Raw genomic sequence first — 1,522 nt, forward strand, 5'->3', positions numbered from 1 at the left:
CCCAGCCGCACCCTAATGAGGTGTAGCGGGTCGGTCGTCGGGCAGACTCGCTGCTGGTAGCGGCTGGTGGGTGAGCACTGTGTGCACCCGGGACCTTGGAGTTCTGAATAAAGAGTGTGCCCCTGCTGGCCGGTCGGGAGGATGGATCGCTGCTGGGATGTCGTGCCCACCGCCCCTGTCGTAGTGGTGGTGTGAGCACTGTTTCATTAGGTCGCCGAGAGTTCTCCCGCATGCTGCCGTTGCGGGTATCGGGTCGTGTGGCAGGAGGTTTCGTGGTGTTGTTCGTGGGGGACGATTGGGCCGAGGACCATCACGATGTGGAGGTGATGGACGCGGCGGGCACACGGTTGGCGCGGGCCCGGCTGCCCGAGGGGGTGGAGGGCCTCACGCGGTTGCACGCGTTGATCGGTGAGCATCTCGGTGCGGACGGTGATGCCGGTGAGGTGCTGGTGGGGATCGAGACCGATCGGGGGCCGTGGGTCGCGGCGTTGCTCGCCGCGGGGTATGCGGTGTTCGCGGTGAATCCGTTGCAAGCGGCCCGGTATCGGGAACGACACAGCGTTTCCCGCGCCAAGAGCGACCCGGCCGATGCGCACGTGTTGGCCGATATGGTGCGCACCGACGCGCACCAGTTGCGGCCGGTCGCCGCGGACAGCGCGCGGGTGCAGGCGGTGAAGGTGGTGGCCCGCGCGCACAAGACGTTGGTGTGGGAACGCACCCGCACCGCGCAACGGCTGCGGCACGGGCTGCGTGAGTATTTCCCCGCCGCGCTGGCCGCGTTCGACGATCTGTCCGCGCCCGACACGCTGGAGCTGCTGGGCAAGGCACCCGACCCGACAACGGCGGCGCGGTTGTCGCTCAACCAGATCCGGGCCGCGCTGATGCGCGCGCACCGCCGCGACATCGAGGTCAAAGCAGCCGCGATCCAATCGCTGCTACGCGCCGAGCACCTGCGCCGAGACCCCGTCATCGACACCGCCTCCGCCGCGGTCACCCGCGCCCTGGTGCACGTGCTGATCACCCTCACCGAACAGATCAGCGAGCTGCAAAGCCAGGTCGATGCCCATTTTGGGCGGCACCCGGACGCTGAGATCATCCTGTCCCAACCCGGGATGGGCATGATCCTAGGCGCCCGGGTGCTCGCCGAGTTCGGAGACGCCCGCGGCCGCTACACCACGGCCAAGGCCCGCAAGAACTACGCGGGCACCAGCCCCATCACCCGCGCCTCCGGGAAAAAGAAAATCGTCACCGCCCGATACGTGCACAACGACCGCCTCATCGACGCCCTGCACCGCCAAGCCTTCAGCGCCCTCACCGCCTCACCCGGCGCCCGCGCCTACTACAACCACCACCGCGCCCGAGGCCTCGACCACTACCCCGCCCTCCGCCAACTCGCCAACCGCCTCGTCGGCATCCTCCACGGCTGCCTCACCACCCACACCCCCTACAACGAAACCACCGCCTGGCCCACCCACAACCCGGCCCCCGCTTGACACCCAAAGACCCTGGGATGTCTTTATTC

At 68.2% G+C, this 1,522-nt stretch carries 1 protein-coding gene; it reads left to right on the plus strand.

Translation table 11 applies throughout. The annotated features are described in order from the left end of the window. The first annotated feature begins 275 nt into the window (after positions 1-275). The gene (locus ACWDSJ_RS37805; protein WP_450037676.1) at positions 276-1,493 is read left to right on the plus strand and encodes an IS110 family transposase; all 1,218 of its coding nucleotides are present in this window, start codon (positions 276-278) and stop codon (positions 1,491-1,493) included. Positions 1,494-1,522: the final 29 nt, after the last annotated feature.

The sequence above is a fragment of the Nocardia sp. NPDC003482 genome, assembly GCF_053588115.1.